This is a genomic window from Ruegeria sp. BJ5, assembly GCF_056537865.1.
In genome coordinates, this window is the sequence record NZ_JBQFSH010000003.1 from 564386 (window position 1) to 581861 (window position 17476).

The 17476-nt window shown below is 51.0% G+C and carries 17 protein-coding genes; 9 read left to right on the plus strand and 8 right to left on the minus strand.

The features are described 5' to 3' along the window. Positions 1-161: 161 nt before the first annotated feature. Positions 162-782 carry a recombinase family protein gene (locus tag ACR0NY_RS13485; protein ID WP_170342529.1) on the minus strand — a complete coding sequence of 207 codons (621 nt, stop codon included), beginning with the start codon at positions 780-782 and terminating at the stop codon, positions 162-164. 108 nt (positions 783-890) lie between these two features. Here ACR0NY_RS13485 and ACR0NY_RS13490 point away from each other — a divergent pair, with 108 nt between their 5' ends. From ACR0NY_RS13490 to ACR0NY_RS13500, 3 genes are all read left to right on the plus strand, one after another. Continuing rightward, positions 891-2690, plus strand: a complete 1800-nt coding sequence (locus ACR0NY_RS13490; protein WP_093963833.1) for an inositol monophosphatase family protein — start codon at positions 891-893, stop codon at positions 2688-2690. A gap of 39 nt (positions 2691-2729) precedes the next feature. Continuing rightward, the gene (locus ACR0NY_RS13495) at positions 2730-2984 is read left to right on the plus strand and encodes a hypothetical protein (RefSeq protein ID WP_093963832.1); all 255 of its coding nucleotides are present in this window, start codon (positions 2730-2732) and stop codon (positions 2982-2984) included. Between the two features lie 217 nt (positions 2985-3201). After that, positions 3202-4674, plus strand: a complete 1473-nt coding sequence (locus ACR0NY_RS13500; RefSeq protein ID WP_170342526.1) for a DUF2779 domain-containing protein — start codon at positions 3202-3204, stop codon at positions 4672-4674. Positions 4675-4677: 3 nt separating this feature from the next. Here ACR0NY_RS13500 and ACR0NY_RS13505 read toward each other — a convergent pair whose 3' ends face one another. The 4 genes from ACR0NY_RS13505 to ACR0NY_RS13520 form a co-directional block, all read right to left on the minus strand. Further along, positions 4678-4857, minus strand: coding sequence for a hypothetical protein (locus ACR0NY_RS13505; RefSeq protein WP_141138502.1), 180 nt, complete (start codon positions 4855-4857; stop codon positions 4678-4680). A 20-nt stretch (positions 4858-4877) separates the two neighbouring features. Then, complete coding sequence (gene ssb, locus ACR0NY_RS13510) at positions 4878-5372, minus strand: single-stranded DNA-binding protein (protein ID WP_217354915.1); 495 nt, start codon at positions 5370-5372, stop codon at positions 4878-4880. A gap of 358 nt (positions 5373-5730) precedes the next feature. After that, positions 5731-6609: a helix-turn-helix domain-containing protein gene (locus tag ACR0NY_RS13515; protein WP_093963830.1), complete on the minus strand. Its 879-nt coding sequence runs from the start codon at positions 6607-6609 to the stop codon at positions 5731-5733. A 253-nt stretch (positions 6610-6862) separates the two neighbouring features. Beyond that, positions 6863-7483: a thermonuclease family protein gene (locus ACR0NY_RS13520; RefSeq protein WP_093963829.1), complete on the minus strand. Its 621-nt coding sequence runs from the start codon at positions 7481-7483 to the stop codon at positions 6863-6865. A 391-nt stretch (positions 7484-7874) separates the two neighbouring features. Between ACR0NY_RS13520 and ACR0NY_RS13525 the strand changes: the two genes are divergently transcribed. The 4 genes from ACR0NY_RS13525 to ACR0NY_RS13540 all read left to right on the plus strand — a co-directional run bounded on the left by ACR0NY_RS13525 (position 7875) and on the right by ACR0NY_RS13540 (position 10882). Then, complete coding sequence (locus ACR0NY_RS13525; RefSeq protein WP_093963828.1) at positions 7875-9155, plus strand: hypothetical protein; 1281 nt, start codon at positions 7875-7877, stop codon at positions 9153-9155. Continuing rightward, a complete protein-coding gene (locus tag ACR0NY_RS13530) occupies positions 9155-9934 on the plus strand; it encodes a COG3904 family protein (RefSeq protein ID WP_141138501.1) in 780 nt (259 codons plus the stop codon). The genes ACR0NY_RS13525 and ACR0NY_RS13530 overlap by 1 nt, the downstream gene beginning before the upstream one ends. Before the next feature lie 128 nt (positions 9935-10062). Next, positions 10063-10353, plus strand: a complete 291-nt coding sequence (locus ACR0NY_RS13535; protein ID WP_254920207.1) for a thermonuclease family protein — start codon at positions 10063-10065, stop codon at positions 10351-10353. Between the two features lie 157 nt (positions 10354-10510). Continuing rightward, positions 10511-10882 carry a cupin domain-containing protein gene (locus ACR0NY_RS13540; protein ID WP_170342522.1) on the plus strand — a complete coding sequence of 124 codons (372 nt, stop codon included), beginning with the start codon at positions 10511-10513 and terminating at the stop codon, positions 10880-10882. A 326-nt stretch (positions 10883-11208) separates the two neighbouring features. Here the strand turns inward: ACR0NY_RS13540 and ACR0NY_RS13545 are convergent, their stop codons facing one another. Further along, positions 11209-11499 carry a hypothetical protein gene (locus ACR0NY_RS13545; RefSeq protein WP_170342520.1) on the minus strand — a complete coding sequence of 97 codons (291 nt, stop codon included), beginning with the start codon at positions 11497-11499 and terminating at the stop codon, positions 11209-11211. A gap of 556 nt (positions 11500-12055) precedes the next feature. On the opposite strand from ACR0NY_RS13545, the gene ACR0NY_RS13550 reads away from it, so the two are divergent. Further along, positions 12056-12991 carry a hypothetical protein gene (locus ACR0NY_RS13550; RefSeq protein ID WP_170368960.1) on the plus strand — a complete coding sequence of 312 codons (936 nt, stop codon included), beginning with the start codon at positions 12056-12058 and terminating at the stop codon, positions 12989-12991. A 145-nt stretch (positions 12992-13136) separates the two neighbouring features. Then, positions 13137-14207: a hypothetical protein gene (locus ACR0NY_RS13555; RefSeq protein ID WP_170368959.1), complete on the plus strand. Its 1071-nt coding sequence runs from the start codon at positions 13137-13139 to the stop codon at positions 14205-14207. 243 nt (positions 14208-14450) lie between these two features. On the opposite strand, the gene ACR0NY_RS13560 is transcribed toward ACR0NY_RS13555, so the two are convergent. Continuing rightward, positions 14451-15506 carry an AAA family ATPase gene (locus ACR0NY_RS13560; protein WP_170342513.1) on the minus strand — a complete coding sequence of 352 codons (1056 nt, stop codon included), beginning with the start codon at positions 15504-15506 and terminating at the stop codon, positions 14451-14453. A gap of 187 nt (positions 15507-15693) precedes the next feature. After that, positions 15694-17283: a hypothetical protein gene (locus ACR0NY_RS13565; protein ID WP_170368958.1), complete on the minus strand. Its 1590-nt coding sequence runs from the start codon at positions 17281-17283 to the stop codon at positions 15694-15696. Between the last annotated feature and the right edge of the window lie 193 nt (positions 17284-17476).

Below are 17476 nucleotides of genomic sequence, written 5' to 3' on the forward strand. Positions count from 1 at the left end.
TTAAAAAACAATGCTGGGCGTACATCGCCGGAAAAGTCAGCCCTGGTTTTCGGCGACGACAAAAGGGCACGAACAAAATTGGAAGCGGTCACAGGACCCCTGGCATCATTTCAAAAGTTTAATGGCGCTTAACTCCGACTCAAGGAAGAACGGGAGCAACCTCATTTGTGCTTTTTCATGAAGGTTCTGAGATTGCTCTCACGCCATGGTTTCCCTGTTGGTGAGGGAGTTTTTTCTATGTTCAATTGTTCGGCTATTGCGTTCACGCTCAGACCGGTTTCCTGAAGCTCTAAACTTCGACGCAATGCAAAAGCTTCTCGTTCATGCTTGGAGTTCATCCAGTCCGAGTGCCGCTTGCGCCAATCGCCAAAATGCTGGCCGGGATCGAAAGTCCATTCAGCAGACAGGAGCGGATCAGGCGGGATGCGAATAAATGGCATGTCAGTGTTTTCAAACCATTCGTCCATATACCCATTCCGACGCCAGTTCTGCACAACTGAAAAATCGACGACTAGAATGGTTGCACTATGGGTTCGACACATGCGCTCAATGAAGTCCAGAGCTGATTGGATGTGTACGCTGCTCCTGTCAGGTTCGATTTCGAGAAAAACCTCTTCATGTATGAGATTGTAGTCATGGTCTTTCGCGTATCGTCTGATCAGTTCCATCTGATAGCGAATAGTTTTGCTGACAGTGGCCGCAGCTTCCAAATCTTTCGGTAGTTCTACAAAATGCGCCCAAGTAACAGGTAGTGTCCAATAGAAACCTACAGCGTTTTCCACGCGTTACACTCCCTTAGTTCGAATTCCGCAAAATCCCGAGGGATCCAAATTCAGGTCTGACGGTTGGTTAAGTTGGCGTCAATCGAAAGAATCCACGGAGAACCTTCAATGATCAATAAGACCAAAAAACCGATTTCTAAAAAACTGCCAGCAATCATCCAATTGGCAAAAACGGCCGGTGCAATGATCCGAGCCGAGTTTCATCGACCAGAGGGGCCGCGCGGAACCCTTCACAAGGCCATCGTCGACACCGAAGTAGAAGCCTTTTTGAAAACAAATCTGATGCGCCTTCAGCCGGCAAGCTGGCTTGGAGAAGAGACTGAAAGCTCGTTGATCGACGGGTCTCTGACATGGGTGATTGATCCTCATGACGGGACGGCGGACTTTATGAAGGGCTTGCGCGGGTCCGCTGTGTCCGTGGCGCTGCTTGAAAACAATACGCCCATACTGGGCGTGGTGTATGCACCCACAGCTCCGGACGATGCGGGCGATCTGATAACTTGGGCTAAAGGGGGCAACCTGAAACGCAATGGAAAGGTTATCAATCCGGCCGGTTCCCACGATAAGCCAATTGTTGGATTAAATGCAGATGCAGCGGATTTTGCCCTGGCTAACCACGTTAGCCTCAAAGGGCTCCGTGTGCGCACAGTGCCTAGCCCCGCCTATAGGTTGGCGCTCGCCGCTGTAGGGGAGCTCGACGCTGCCATGAGTTTGGTAGGCGGGTTGTCTTCTTGGGATATTGCTGGTGGACACGCCCTGATAATTGGTGCTGGCAAGTTCATCGCACAGAGGAACGGAAGTCCTATCGATTACAGTCAAACCTCCTTCGATGGTGTTGTCGCAGGTGCGGAAGCTTTGGTACGCGGATTGTCCAGCGCCCAAATGACCGCGCACCCGAGATCCGCCCGCTGCCCTGCCGTTCCCTGCAAACGCACAAATCTGCCCGTTAGCGTCTCGCGTGCACATGGTGTCTTGTTGGGACAATTGGCAGGCGACGCGTTGGGGTCATTCGTGGAATTTCAGGAGGCAGAGACGATTGCCCGCAGGCATCCGGGTGGTGTCGACAGTCTTCAGGATGGCGGCACTTGGAACCTGATTGCTGGCCAACCCACAGATGACAGTGAAATGGCTTTGGCACTGGCCCGGAGCCTGTGCGCAATGGATCGTTTCGACAGAGATCACGTGGCGAATGCTTACGTCGAATGGCGGACGTCCCGACCCTTCGACATTGGAATGACAACCAGCAGTGCAATATCTGCGCTGGCACAAGGTGACCCCGTCGCCTCAGATAGCCAAGCAAACGGGGCATTGATGCGTGTGAGCCCTATTGGGGTCTTTGCAGCCGGAACGCCTGCGCTGGCCGCAGAGATTGCACGCCAAGACGCTTCACTCACCCATCCGAATGAGGTGACCGTTGCTGCCAATGCAGCCTTTGCTGCGGCGGTATCTACGGGAGTGGCTGGAGGGAGCAAGGAAGACATGTGGTCGTCCGCTTATGCCAATGCGGGTCAGGATGAAGGCGCGGCTATCGTACGCGACCGGCTTCTGGCAGCACGAACGAAACGTCCCACCGAGTTCCAGCATCAAATGGGTTGGGTACTTACTGCGTTTCAGAACGCATTCTATTGCTTGATGGCGGAGCAATCGCTTCGGGATGCGGTGGTTGGAACTGTCGCTTGTGGCGGAGACACCGATACAAATGCTGCAATTTGCGGTGCTCTTCTGGGGGCATTGCAGGGACGCGATGCCGTACCGTTGCACTGGCGAAATGCCGTTTTGACCTGTCGACCGGTTGTAGCGGATGACATCCATCACCCACGACCCAAAACCTATTGGCCTGACGATGCACTAGACCTTGCTGAGGCGCTGTTAGTTGCAGGCGCGGCGGCCAACCAAGATGCAGTTTAATTGCAATTCGCAATTGAGCAAAAGTTGGAGGATTGATCGATGAACGACTTCAAAAACTTGAACAAGCAGCGCCAGACTCTGCTGAAAATCAAAATTGATGGATTTATCGAAGCGGCCATTTTGGCCGCAAAAACAAATAACATTGGTTTTAGCGAAGCAGTGTTTCTCACCACACAGGGTTTGATCAGGGAGATGGCGGCGCAGTCTATTGAGAAAGACAAGGCGCGCATACTAATGGATGCTGCATTTAAGAGTGCCTTTCCCGAACACCACGCGCGCGTCGCAACCCACTGACGACTTTTTGCAGTCTAAAGAAATCACTGTTTTCCGCTGTGATGCGTAGCCGTCTCGAAAGTTAGGAGGATCTTCGGTCGGTCGTTGGTGTGATTGAGTGCTATTTCCTTCAGGAACGAACGTGGTCGCGGTATCGCTCCGAAAAGCCAGGCGTAGACAAATGAGGGTTATGGTGTTCGTTTACCTGTAGGGCCCACTCTGGAATGCAAATTATACGATGCTATCCAAATCAGATTACATGTTGTTTCTCAGGCACCCCGCCTGGCTATGGATCAAGAAACACGCCAGGCATCTGCTGCCGCCGATTGACCCTTCATTGCAAGCGCGTTTTGACGAGGGGCACGCGTTTGAGCCATATGCTGAGGAGCTATTTGGTGATCTCATTCGCCTCGGTTTTTCAGATTTTTCAGAATACCAGGCTCTGACCGCGCGTACTTTGGAGGCTTGGAGAAACGGTGCAAACGCAGTGGCGCAGGGACGCTATGAAGATGGAACCATAACTTGCATCTCCGACATCGTGAGCCGCAGTGGCGATGGGTACGTTCTGACAGAGATCAAGAGCGGGACATCTGCAAAGCCCGAACACACTTTTGATCTCGCATTCCAGCGTGTCGTGCTTGAGGCAGCGGGGTTCCCCATTGCGCGCTGCGAAGTGGCACATGTGAACCGTGATTACGTCAGAAACGGCGAAATCAATCCGCAAGAGCTTGTCAGCATCACTGACATCACGGATTCGGTGACTGAGCAGCTCGAAAAAACACGCACGCGTATCGATCAGGCATTGAGCGTCGTTGCCAGCGGTACGATGCCTGTTCCGTCCCCCGAACGTGCGCGCCTTAAATCCTATGGTGAATGGCTGGAGATCCGCGAAAAACTCGACCCACCTCTCGCGCATGACAGTATCCACCGCCTTCCGTTCATGAATGCGGAAAAAGCCTCGGAACTCATCGCGAATGGGATCACAAAGATTGACGAGATCAGTGATCCATCTGTGTTAGGCAAGTCGACACAGCGCTACTTGAGAGCAGTGGCGAACGGTGAACGCACAATCGATCATCAGGAGTTAAGCAGGTTTCTGAGCGAGATTGTCTATCCGGTTTATTACTTTGACTACGAGACGTCTCAGAGTTTGCTGCCTCCCTGGGACGGAACGCGTCCCTATCAGCAAGTGGCTTTCCAGTATTCCTTGCATATCCAGCATGAGCCTGGCGGAGAAATTGAGCACAGGGATTATCTCCACCGAGACGCCAGTAGCCCGATGCCAGCCTTGCTGAAAAGGCTACGGGAGGACATAGGAAACATTGGCTCTGTAGTGGTTTGGTATGCGCCGTTCGAGAAATCGCGCAATACGGAAATGGCGAATACCTATCCAGAGCACGCAGAGTTTCTGGAAAGCCTAAATGCACGCGTTGTAGATCTTATGAAGCCGTTTGCGGATGAAGTGATCAACGATCCCGCGTTCAAGGGAAGCGCCTCTATCAAGGCCGTTCTTCCTGCGTTTTTGCCAGAACTTTCATACGATGATCTGGATATCAAAGAGGGGGCAAGCGCGTCTCGTCTTTGGAAGGGAGTGACACTGACCCAACCGGACGATCCAGCGCGCGAGAAGGTCTATTCTGATCTTGTGGCCTATTGCACGCGCGACACCTGGGCAATGGTCGCAATTCATCGGGAACTGCTGGCGATGTGAGGTTTAGTGACAATCGTTTATTTCCTCTCTGTAAGATGGTACGCATCCTCCACCAAGCGGCCAAACTCTCCATTTTCTCAATGCTTTGGCGCAGTCCGCTTCTCCGTCTGGTAGTTTTTTCACCTCATGGCTTGCTTCGTATTCTGCAATAGCCTGTTTTTCCGTTTGGGTCAGTTTAGCCATTGTTCTGCACCTGTTAGAACTTAGAAAGGGATGTCGTCATCCAGGTTACGCATTGGTGAGTCAGCGGGCTTAGGCCAGCCGCTCACTAGGTCCGATTGATGAATACCTCCGCTCAGCACTTTCATCTCGCCTCGAAATTTTCGGAGAACTATCTCGACGGTGTGCACGGTCTGACCTTCAAGATTTTCCCAGGTACGCGTCTCAATCGCTCCCTCGACATACACTTTCGTACCTTTGGTTAGCCGCCGTTTGGCTAGGTCCACCAGGTATTCGTCTCGTAGAACGATTTGATGCCACTGCGTCTGCTCTCGCCACGTGTTGGTTTTCTTGTCTTTCCAGCTTGAATTCGTGGCGAGCGAAAACCGACAAATGGATTCGCCATTTTCGAAGATCTTGACCTCAGGCTTTGCACCCAGATTTCCGATAAGAATTGCTTTGTTACTTGATGACATTTTTTCCTCCCGGAACATACCTGTCCCCTGACCACGCAGAGCGCCGCCCTTGAAATATTTCATTGAATTCGTTGTAGGTTTTGGGCTTAGCGCAAGTTTCGCTTGCGCTTGGCCACCCTGCTACGACGCTTGTGCGCGCGCAGCGTGCGCTCAGAACAATGGTAGCAAGTGACTACGTCCCCGGATGGTGACACGATCACTCGCAGCTTGCATGCTTCATCAAGGACAGCTTGGTCTGCCATTTCCGCAACCAATTCTCTCGCCACTTTTCTGCTCATCCTGTAGCTATAACAGCCGTCACGTGTGTCAGATTCGTCCCCGAAGTTGAGCAGCAACAAAAGCGCTTTGCTTGTTATACAGCGTTGAGCAGCACGTTGTTTTGCGTGTTTTGTGAGGGCAATTGGATTTGAGCGTGAGTGGTTCATCCTTCATCCCCTTCCTCAAACAGCAAATTCTCGAATGTTGCCGCTGCTTTTGGGTCCCTGTCTTTAAAACGCTCAATGAATTTCTTCATGTCGGCCTTGGGCGGCAAGTTGTCCTTCAGCCACTTTAACCGTTCATCGGTGCGGTTCTCGTTCCACAAATCTTTGTGCATCAAATCGAGCCTAATCTTACCGTCTGCTATTGCAGTCGCGAGCTCTTTGTCTCCGCTGGTCAATTCAAGGAGAGCGGTTTCGTCGACAACAAAGTCCTTGCTTCCAGGACATTCACCCAGAGGAGTAACCCGAGTTCTAGACGAACCACCTGCCAAATAGTCAATGCAATTCGCGAACGGGTTACCAACTCCAATGCAGTCTAAGTGGTCGCCGGTTTCACTGTCCGTTCCAAATATCAGTCCGCTTTCTGCAAACGCCAGTTCAAGCGCGACATGTTGTACAGAACTTGGATCAATCGGGTAGCGTTGGCTCACCTTCTCGAGTTCGCTGGCCTCTTGCCTTGCAAGCGTGTCAGAAAACTTTGCGATTGCCGCGAACATTATGGGTGCCAACTCGATTACTTCCGTCTGGCTTACGCCGTAACGGTTCTTCAATATTTGATAAGCATTGTGGGAAGCCACAGACAGCCTGGCGCTCACTTGAATCTTACCAGCACTTTGCTCTTCCAGCCGAGGGTCGAGTTTTTCGGGTTCGATATTTAGTTTGGACGCAATTGTCCTGATGTCTTCCTCTCCAGGTTGGTTCTGCCCAGACAACCACCTCCTGACAGTTCGGATATTTTTCCCAGTCCAGTCTTCAATTAGAGACTGCGTGAGTTTTCTACTCTTTAGTGTCTCTTTCAGCAGCTTGTGATCGAGTGCCATACATTGTCCTTTGCTTACCTATTGGACATATAATGAAGGGCATATCCCGGTGTATCAAGATGGCACTATTTTGCCCTATTTTGCCGTCTAAGCTATGAAATTTGCATAAATTCGGGAAAAATAGGACGCAAAATAGGGCAAATTTAGATCGCGCGATGCTGCCAGCTTTGTTAAGCAGAGAACCAATGAAAAGCTTGCATCCGGTGATTCTGTGCCGTGATCGCTGAGCGTTAAGGTTTGCTGGCAGATAGTTTCAATCGTTCATCTTCCGAGCCATTTGCTTTGCTTCATATTGCTTCCACAGACCCATGTGTCCATTTTGCCGTGCATTTGCCAACCACAGCTTCTTTCGGGCATCAGGCATTTCCATTGATCGATACTTTCCGCCTGAGAATTTTGGCCAATCTATCGCTAGGCCGAGTTTGACCATTTCTGCGGATAGATCACGGCCATCCTCGAGGTAGCACTTTGCAACAGTCCGTCCGTGGGTATCTTGCTCGGTCACTTCCGCCCTAATTTTTTGACCCTTGCAGAGCGAAACGAGCGCCGATTTTGCCTTCTTGCCATAGGGGTGGTTCATCTCGGGAGCATCGACACCAAACAGACGGACCTGTGTTTTCTTAATGACCAATGTATCGCCATCTACAACGTACGCTGAACCCGCCAGTATCGTGACGTCGGGTTTCGGTAGCGTATGGTCTGGATCAAAACTCTGTGGCGGCGTTGTGCGCTGCCGTTGGTTCGTAGTCAATCTAGGTTTCTCATTCACACCTGACTGACTCGACGAAGTAGTTGTATCGCCTAGCCTGTTACTGCGAATTGCCAAATACACTGCAACAGCCAAAACCAAACCAAAAACTATCAAGATTTCCATGAGCTAAGTCTCCAAGAGTTAGGTCAATCAAATTTTTACTCTGGATCAGGACCGAACTAAGCACACGTTCGGGTTGATACGCTAGGGGCACATCATATTCACGCACGGGGATGTGACGGATTTACCCCGCTGAGCGAATTCACGCGTGTGACAACGGGGCATATGATCCATGCTCATTGCCGCTCCCAGAATAGCTATCGGAATTTCAATTGGTTGATGTTTTTCTCGTCTTCTAGAGCTGGCGGCGCAGTTTGGCAGAAAATCGCAGAAGAATGGCAGCTTCGCAAAAGCAATCAATTCGCATCGTCCAGATGTGCAACCCAGGGTGAAAAGTCTTAATAAATGATTAAGTGACGAACTATCGCGTGATGAGTGTGGAGCATGTTGTAGTATGACGGAGAACAAGGATCGCTTGACGGCTGAGGAAGCTAAGGGACTTAGGACCGCAAAAGAACTAGAAGGTCATCTTGCGTGGTTGGACACGTTTACCCCCGCAGCCTTGGGGGTCCTAGCTATTGCGTCTGGCATTTACACCTATCTCGGCGTGTCCTCATTGCTCGAAGACAACGGTGCGGTTTCTTTCTTCGCAGCCGTTGCGTACTCAATCGCTGTCTCTGTGGGCATCTTCGTGTTTTGGAGCTACATGCTCCGTCTGCTGCCTTCAATGCGTACGGCTAGTGGCTTCATTGGTTTGACGATCTCCACGATTGTTGGCTCTGTCGCAATTATCGCCATGTCTAGCTGGCTGAACGCAGCCGCACTCGCAGGCTCGGCGGCAGTCGAACAACACTTGGAGAACACTGTTCGTGACTACCAAGCTGCTCTCGAGCAAGCCCACGACATAGCCCTCAGCGGTCAAGCGTTGGGTCGCGAAGTGGAACGCGCCCGCCAGAGTTTTGAAGAACTGGCTGAACTCGAGCAGTCCGGAGACCTCTCAGGCACCGCCGGTCGGGGTGCCGTGTTTCGTGTTTTGACACAAAAAGCTGAGGAGTTGCGGAACCTTGAAGAGCAGATCGCGGCGCAGCAAGAACCTATCGAGGAAGCCTTCCAACAAGGCAACGAAATCCTCGCAAAGATGCGCGAGCTTACTGTAGCCCCCGGTCCAGTGGATCGCCGTTCGGTTCAGTTTTCCGAGGAAAGCGTGAAGCTGGCGGGGGTGATCTCGCGCCTCAACCAGTACAGCGTAGCACCACTTGTTGCTCGTGCTGCTGAGGACCTGCCATCCTCGGTCGTACTTCCAGAGCTTGATGGGCGCAGCTCCGACGTGCGAAACGCGCAGTCATCCACAATCAACTCCGTTTTGAATGCGCTGGACCAGCGCAGCAAGACACTCAAGAACGCCGCTGACGAGGTATTGGACATGGAGCCGCCCATCGAGACGGCATACAACCCGATTTCCAGCGCCGATGCGGTAATCAAGTACGCCCACAACTTCGTACCTTCTTGGGCTGGAGCTATAGCCATCGACCTGTTGCCCGCCGTGTTGGTGTTTGTGCTGGCTATCACTCAAGCCGCAATCCGCAGTGGTAAGGACGGCATGAGCATTGAGGATACTCTGACGCTTTCTGACCTTAGAGCGGCAATGAACGCCATGAAGGACGTAGAGGCGACTATGGGCGTGGCAGACGCAGCTATCCTCAACCGCGCCACTCCACAAAAAGATGAAACGTGATGAGCCTGTTAAGTCGTCTCGATCCTCGTTCAGGGCTGCGCTACGTTCTCATCCTACAGCTTGCCATTGCAGGCGTTCTGATGGCGTCGGACGTTCTTGGTGTAATACCAAGCCCGTTCAAGAAGCGTGTTCAACTCCCGACTGGTCCGATAACCCCCGGCGATCAACGTCGAGAGTATCGCACTGATCGTAGCGATCCGTCGCTTTTGCCGCAGGATGGACCTCTGGATTTACCCGTACCTGAAGCATTTCCAAGCCGATTGGACTTCACGGTTCAGGAAGTCGAAGGACTGGGGAGGGTACTTCTACTCAGCGGTCAGATAGAGGTGGATGACTCGTCTCGCTTCGCTTCGTACCTGTCGGACATGCAGGAGAAGCCTGATCTGGTAGCTCTTCACAGCCCAGGAGGAGTGGTTTCAGAGGCATTGTCCATCGGTAAGAAAGTTAGAGAGGCTGAGCTGGCTTCTGCCGTTCTCGCTGGCGCGATGTGCGTGTCCTCATGCCCTTACATCCTAGCAGGCGGAGAAGATCGCATTGTCTCGCTGCGCGGCCTTGTTGGTATGCACCAACACTACTACGAGCAGCCCCGCCTGATTCCAGTCGTTTTCGCCGTCGAGGGTATCCAAAAAGGGCAAGGAGAAACGATGCAGCATCTCATCGACATGGGTATTGAACCGGCGCTCATGTTGTATTCGCTGAATACTCCTCCGGAGGAGATCTATGCGCTTGTCGAGGATGAACTCGTAGATACCCGCATAGCAACCCAAATAATCGATTAACACCAGACACCGAGGACTTTGCCTTGTTCAAGAAGCTAACCATTGCCGCGGCGCTGTTCGCTACGACTGCCACTGCGGGGGGTCTTCAAGTACGTGACGCAGACACAATTGTTGTCGATGGCACTCCCGTGCGCTTGAACGGCGTGGATGCGCCCGAGCTTGGCACTCGTTCTGGTCAAGACGCAAAACGCTGGATGGTAAATTTCCTTCGAGGCAAGGACGTAGAGTGCAAACTAAATGGTGAGCGCACGCATGATCGCTGGGTCGGTGTTTGTTTTGCGGATGGGGAAGACATTGGGGCGGCCGTGATAGCGGCTGGACATGCTCTGGATTGCGCGAGGTACTCGAATGGGCGCTACAGGCAATTGGAGACCTCGGCGGCGAGGTCGCGTCTAAAGCGGGCCGGTTATTGCCGGTAACGTGCAAGCGCGCCGTGGGGAGCGCTCATTTGGCCGAAGCACGTAACGCCACTGTCACAGACAAACAAGACCATTGTTAACCGACAACGAAGTGCGCGACCTAGTGCAACTTACATTGGATATCCGGAGCAGGACATGAGGACGATTGGGTTTAGAGATGTTTGAATACAAGCCCGGGGATGATGTGGGGCACCTAGATGACTGGCCCTTCGATAACCCTCTTAGTGACTATCAAATCAAGGAAGGCCACCCACGTGCTTCAGGTCGTGTGGATGCTGGAGGTTCTGGACATGCGACCCGTGCCGGTATTTGGCGATGCACAAAGGGTTCTTTTGAGTGCACGGAACAGGGGGATGAATTGATGACCATCTTATCCGGGAGCTGTCGTTTGATTGATATGCAGAGCGGCCAGGTCAGTGTGCTTGAACCGGGAGACAGTCTTTTCGTTCGGGATGGAAGCCGTGTTACCTGGCAAATTGTCGAGGATGTGACAAAGGTATTCTTCGGGCATAAAACGGATGGGTATTGAGGCGCACATCGAATATGATTGAGTTTCGCCAGCAGACCAATGATTCCCCCAATTTTGGCGTTTTCCCTTTTTGCTGGCGGCGCTTCTCACGTTGAAATTTGCAGAAAGCAACGGATCTCTAGGACCAACTCAAACAAAAAGCCTTCAAACGGGCCTTTGTGAAACGCGCCGTTATGCATCTCGACTGATCTGGTCAGGTTTGGTCTTCAATCAAGGCTCCTCTCGCGATGGCCAAAGGGAGTTATACTTGGTTCTTAAACTGGATCTGGGCGACACCTTGCAACCCATACGACAGCACTGAAAGAGTTTCTTAGGTCAAGTGGTCTCTATTTTCGGGATTTCTGCATCTTCTTTAGAGACGTCCCTTTCCATGGAATTTGCTTCTGCTCCTCGTAGGTTTGCAAGACGGCATTGACCCAGAGTTCCATCGAGTCTTTCTTCAGTTCCATGTAAGCTGAATGCGCACCATATGACTTCTCGGTTACATTTGCCGGGCTTTGCCTCATTCGATCAAAAACACGCTGGTCGTTTTGGCTGAAAGCGAGGATCGCGGGATCTTTGATGGAATGTGTCAGAACTGCTGAGGCGCCACCGGGATACCCGATCTTTCTGGCCATAGTTCTACCTCTGTTCACTTTACTTCTAGAACTTACTCGGAATGTGTAAATTTGGAGTGAAAACCGCCCTAATTAAACACTTCTCCACAAAAATTTCGACGACTTGGACTGTTGCCTTGGGGTCCACTCAATTTTGACAACCAGGACCATCAGCGGTTGCAATCAGGCTACATACTAGCCGAGGCGGCTCTCAGGTCTGAGACGACAATCCCACCCCTTGGAGTAAATCAGACTAGGTGGAATTTGAGCTACCATGTGTGCCCATATGCTTTTGGCTCTGCGTCGATTTCCCGTTTGCGGCATCTTTGGCGGAAAAAAACATGAAAAGGGCACTTCTTCGCAATCATCGTGGCGAGGTAGTCATACATACAACCCTGATTGATTCTTTGGAAAAGTAATTGAGGCAGGATTTTTGTTGAGATCAAAGAGGCTACTAAAACTATTTCTTTCCGCTTTGCTTGTGGGCTCCCTTACTCTTACGGCGCTGAACATTTGGCAAATCGTGAATAATCCAGCGTCTACCCTTTTAGTAGAGCGCGGGTTGGATGAGTTGCGATTGAAATACGAAAAAGCGTTGTCCAAAGCGGCTTCACCGGAACTAATCGAGCAAAGGCTAAGCGCCAGATTGAGCGAAACACCAAGAGACTGGATCGCAATTGAAGCTCTGCGAGGAGTGGTAGAAGATAAAAACATCGAGCTGAAGGAAGCCACAAAAGAGCAAATCCAAGCAGCGGCATCCGAAGACTCTGGTTTTTTCAAGACATCTGGGAAATGCTTGAAATGCGCTTGGGATGCTGCGCAGTGCGAACTGTCCGCAGTTTTGTTTTGCCAAATGCCTGTAGCTCTTACTCCAATCGGGGATTTCGGCGGTGTTGTGAAGGGCGGGTACGCCTACTACACGGGTAAAGACTTGGATGAGGTTGACGTCATTCTGTCGGTGGTTGGGCTTACAGCGGTCGCAGCCGCTTACCCTTCCGTGGGCACGTCGCTGTCTATTAAGGCGGGCGCCGGGATGGCAAAACTAATGAACTCAGCCGGTGCTTTGCCTACAAGTATCAGAAAGCAACTCGTCCGCTCCGTTGAAGACGGGGTCGAGTGGAGTCAGGTAAAAAGTGCCCGAAGTGCTGAAGACCTTCGTGCATTGATAAAACCGGCGGTGTTGAATGAAACGGTTGAGATGGTTTCGCACATCGGCAAGATCAGTGGCAGTATGAGTCCTATCGACGCGATCTACGTAGTTAAACGGGTGGATGGAATAGAGGATCTCGCATCAATATCCCGTGCTTCAGAGGCTTTAAAAGGAAAGACGGTTGGCGCGATGGAAGTAATGGGAAAAAACAAGTTCATTCGCACCACAATGAAATGGTCCGATGAAGCCACGTCGGTGATTTTGGGTCTCGTTGGGCTTTTGTCGGCCCTTGTTGGCTTGTTCTGGTCGGTACTAACGTCTGCGATGCTGCGTATAGCTCGCAGGACAGCAAGCAAAAATTGATCGCTGAATCTGACAGGTTTCCACTCTGATTGAACACTACTCAGAAGCAGCTCATTCCATTATTTGGCTTTTGGATTGGGGTGACTTCCCAAGCTAGCTCTGCCATCAGTGCTCTCACCCACTTCGTAAAACACTGAGCACATAAATGTTTGTTCCTGCTCCTGACGCATTTGCAGAAATACTGAAGATGGACACCACTAAGTGGTTTTCACCGGGCAAGCGGATTGAAGGGAAAGGGGGTAACGCGGCCGACAAACGGTACATTTCCCGGACCCAGAAAGTTCTCAGGGACAAGTTTCAGGCAGGCCAACTCACAGCGGCTTTGTCAGAGAAGCACATAGGAAAGTTCGTAAAGAGATTTGGCGATAGATCCGCACCATTGGTAGAATTTCGAGATCGCATTAAGTCATCGTCCGATTGGCGGGATATCGCGATCACTTCAGGACAGCTTGCCAATGGTGAAATCGCGGGAGGACTCCCAAAGACAAGGTCAAATCTCAAGGCGTTGATTGAATTCAGGAAACTGGAATACATCTCGTGGGTTCTGCGAAAAAAGCTCTACTATGACCAAGAAACTAAATGGGATCTGAAAATTGCGGCACCTTCTAGAATACTGAACTCGCGCACATATCAGGCTTTCAGATCTCCTGCTGCCTTTGAAGTATGGAAATCTTTCCCGTTTCCTGTACTTCACCCTTGCGAGTTCCTTACGCTTGGCTACGTCCTGCAACAGGTAACCCAACAAAGGCGAATGCTCAGTGACGTGTCCATTCAGGAAAATCCGTCACAGGTCAAAACCATATTTGTAGAAAACTATCTCCTCAAAAACAGTCAATGGCCTGACAAGTCGACGATGTGGGAAGCCACCCCCATAGATCGAATAAAAACATTTACTGAAAGGAACGGGAGCCCGTTCATTGATACCTTTGTTCAATACATAGAACTGGTCGATCACAGCGAAAACCCAAAGCTCGCTTCAGTTAGCCCCGAGCATAGGAACGCGACCAACAGTTATATTCGATCATGTTTGTTTTTGATTTCAGTCTTCTGCTGCTTTGCAATCAGAATGAGGCAAGATTGGAAATATTGGGAACAGACTGCCCTGAGAGCTGGTTTCGAATACGCAGATTTGATCCACGACTTTCAGGATTTTGAAAGAGGGGTGCAACCCAACAGCTGCACCCCTTCCGAAAAAACTCAACTCGTTATGCTGTAATCACGGTTGGATTACTTACTCTTGCCGCCACCTGGGGGGTTGTTTGAACGTCCTCCGCCAGACGGATTTCCGGTGGTCGCCGGCCAGCCACCTGCGTTACCTTGACCTTTTCCTTTTGCCATTTTGCATTCCTTTGTTGTGTTCAATGAAGAGAAGTCTTCCAGCTCCTCTTAAGAACGTTTTAGCTCTGCCGGTGTATGCTACGCAAAAGGCATGCAGGGACAAAAATGCCAGGTTCGCTGACTAGTGTTTCAACGGCAATGTCTCCAGCCGCTGGACTTCCTCCAGAAGCTTAACAACCAAGCGAACGCTGACAGCGTTGTTGTTGATTGGCATCTGGATCGCTTGCCAAATCTGATCCATGCATTCCTCCGGCAACAACCGCCTTTCGATTTCATTTTCAATGAAGTTAGCCAATTGGGCTCTGTTCGGCGGATCGATGTGGATTGTACGCACGCGAGATCGAAGCAATGCCGGAAGAACGCTAAAATCATTAGCAGTCATCAACCAGTTGATCCGACTCATATCAAAACCAATTTGAAAATATGGACAGTGCCAATCAACGGCCGAAACTGGCTCCAACAGGCCCAGCAAAGCAGTATGCATGGATGTGCTGTGACCACTAGTACCGAAGGCAGTTCCCGCTTTATCGACCTCATCAATAACGACCACTGGGTTCGCCACCTGTGTAGACAGCATGGTTTTCAAAGGCCGCCCACATTCGGCACCACCCCAGCCTCGGCTCAATCCAGCAACAGGAAACCCTTCAGAACTTGCGCCTCCATCAATGTGAACAACCGGCAAATTAGAAAGTTCTGCAACCCGACGAACAAGGTGAGTTTTCCCCAATCCAGCTCCGCCAATCAATAGCGTCGGCCTCAATCTCAACCCTGGCCCATGCTCAATGACATTGTGGCGCATGTCCAACCAGATTTCATGGATAACCCGCTGCATCCAAGGCAACTCATCATACAGCATTGCTGCGATTTCATCGACTTGATGTTCAGTTGACGGGCCACCCACCGCAACGCCATTCATAACAGGCCGCAACATCTTCCTGTCAGCTCGGGACAGATGCCGACCTTGAGAATACTTGCCACGGGCTTCGATAATTTTCTTCGCGCGGCGGCGGATCGTGTCAGTGTCCTGCCATGTCACTCGCTTAGGCTCTTCGGTTTTACCTTCTTTGCAGCTTGAGTACCGAAGTTCTTCCAAGTGGTTCCTCAAACGTCTTTCAATGTCTTCATCTTCGGTTTCGAACAGCTTTAGATCGGTAAGCAACGGAACAATTCTTGGCATGTGAACACCTTCACGCGAGTGTCGCAGGTGATGAAATCCAAGGAGGTTTGTTTGGAAACTCTAAGCCTGCATTCAATAGATATCGACCAGCAAAACTGCTGGTTATATCAGATGAAAGAGGATCCGGTTTCTGTTCATTCGTATAACATATTGTAATATTGATAGAAGTACAATGGGCAGCCTGATCTTAGTTGGAAAAAGTGCCTGAAGATGGCCTACTGGTTTTGCCGGAAATTCTATTCATCGAATTTTTGAGCCAATCGAAAACTCCACTCATTTTGGAAGCCCAACGTCTGAGAGTCCTCGCAAATCTTTTCTGGCCAAACCTTCTTCGTTGAACCCTCTTTTGGCATCGGGATCTTTGCTCACGCTCCTTTTGAATTTGCCGGAGCGTCTTCAGAACGTTCGGTGATGCGATTACCGTGTAACTCTGAACATCAGCATCACGGAACAATCGCATGATGTCATCGGCAATTGGAGAGAGGAATTCTTTTAAATCGAACGGTTTTCCAGTGTTCGTTTCCCAGGCAAGTCGAGCAATCCGATTGGCCGCGAACAAACTGCCCTGAACACCTTTTCCCACACCAGGCTCGAAGGATAGTTCACAGAAGTCCTGGACGTACCCAAAGGCCATCTGGCGGCCACCTGGTGACGCGACAGGGCGACCGCAGCCGCAATAGATATTATTCCCATTGTCCCCGGTCTTTGGCTTCGGCGAGGCTTGCTCCCCTCCCCCCTTGCGATCTGACTTTTCAATGGCCCCTAGTTCGCGTCTACCAACTTTTTCCACCAGACAGACAGAGAGACGGCCGGTGTTTTCGCATTGCGAAAGCTTCGCTCGTCGCCCCTGCGCCTTTAGTTCCCGCACTGTGTCCTTAAGCGAACCTTCTGTTCTTGTAAGACGCCGCCCCTTGGAGACAGCCAGATAAGCTTCGAACACCTTTTTGTTTTCAGACGTGGCAATCTCATATGCTGTCGTGCTTGGCTTGGTTCCATATCGGATGGATCGGGCGACATCCTGATGTGCAATGCGTATTAGATGAACGCCGGCCTTACTTTGCAACCAAGGAGAATTCTCTTTGATGAATGCCAATGCTCTTCGACGATGTACATCACCAAGATCGAAGGTCAGGAAAATATGAAAATGCAGGTAGAAAGACTCCGTTTCAGGCTGAAATGGCGCTTCCAACTGAACATACACAAAGTCGCCCATGCCGGATTTTCTGAGCGCAGTTTTGAGCTTGTTCATGCGTTTGAATGCCAGAGCGACACCATCGGCATAGCTGTCAATCGAAACACGGCTTTCTAGGGCCGGAAATGTCAGCGCTGCCAACTGCGCCCTTCCCTGCACTTTGGTTTCATAGTGGTATTGGAGATTGGCCGCTGTCTGTGTTGCATCCACCATGGCAACTGAAGGCAATCGCTTGTCGTGTTTGAATGCTGGGTAGCAAATTGCCAGGTATTCGTTGTCTGGCAAACCTAGCAGAAACTGTGCCGCTTTCTTCTTGCCGGGCCTGTATAAGTCGTGACCTACCTCAGCCGCCATCTCGGCAACAACGGCCGACATTTTCCGATACCTTTTGGAACCTGAACCGAGGCGGAAACCGCCGTGATATTCAACTTTTCTTCCTACCTGGCACAGCGTTTTTGGTGGGAGCACCTCATGGCCATGGATGTGCTTTGCTTGTCCACTATTCTGCTTGAGTGGTTGATGATCACGCCTTCGTTGCGCACATCTTCTTTGTTCGCGGGATTGGCCCGCGTTGTTCTTTTTCACAACCTGTTTCCTTCGGCCACGGACCAAAGGACGGCTGTTGTTTCGAGCTATGTTGACTCCGTACCTCTGATCACATTTTCTCGCGAACGGGGCTTTGTCACTCCGATTTCAGGGATGTGGCCATGACCTCTGCTCGCCAGAAAGCAAATGGCACAGAAGCGGTTTAAAACTTTTAAAAGGATTGATGGCGTTT